Annotated in this window: 1 protein-coding gene; it reads left to right on the top strand. The window is 57.8% G+C overall.

Annotated elements, in window-relative coordinates:
* Positions 1-163: 163 nt before the first annotated feature.
* Positions 164-565: a cytochrome c family protein gene (locus D6877_RS19275; RefSeq protein ID WP_130911793.1), complete on the top strand. Its 402-nt coding sequence runs from the start codon at positions 164-166 to the stop codon at positions 563-565.
* Positions 566-664 lie beyond the last annotated feature (99 nt).

The raw sequence follows: 664 nt of genomic DNA, 5'->3' as shown, positions 1-664 counted from the left end.
GAGCCGTTTTCGCTGTCGGCCCATACGCCCCATGCGATTCGTCTGGCGCTCGGCTCGGTGGACATGCACGTGTTGCGTCAGGCGTTGATCACCGTCAGAACGATCATCGGCGCTTATCTGTAAACTGCGCCCACGCCATGCAAAGCGAGGTTTGGACTGCTCAATGAAATTTACCACGACACTGTTTCTGGCCTTGATCTTCAGCGCCAGCGCCAGCGCCAGCGCCAGCGCCAGCGCACGGGCTGAGGGCGATCCTGAGGCCGGGGCGAAAATCTTTCCGCGTCTGTGCGGCGGTTGCCATCAGGTTGGCGAGTCGGCTCGTTCGGGGTTTGGTCCGCAGTTGAACGGCATCATTGGCCGGGCTGCCGGGACTTCGGCCAATTATGTTTATTCCGATGCGATGAAGAACTCGGGGATTATCTGGGATCGGGCGACGTTGAAGGCTTATCTGGAGGATCCGAAAGGGGTGGTGCCGGGGACGCGGATGATTTTCTGGGGGCTGAGTGATGAGGAGAAGTTGAATAATTTGTTGGCTTATCTGCAGATGTTCAGTGCTGAGCCCTAGTCGGGCGATGGTTTCCTGGCTGATTGAGTACATATCCATTGCTGCGGTAACGGCTGCTTAGGGTTCCGCCCTTACGGCGGGTCACCTTTTTCAAACGCC

Origin of the sequence: Pseudomonas sp. Sample_9 (assembly GCF_004307535.1) — a bacterium.
In the GTDB taxonomy this organism is placed as follows: Bacteria; Pseudomonadota; Gammaproteobacteria; order Pseudomonadales; family Pseudomonadaceae; genus Aquipseudomonas; species Aquipseudomonas mercuritolerans.
This window is presented reverse-complemented; position numbering and strand designations above follow the sequence as displayed.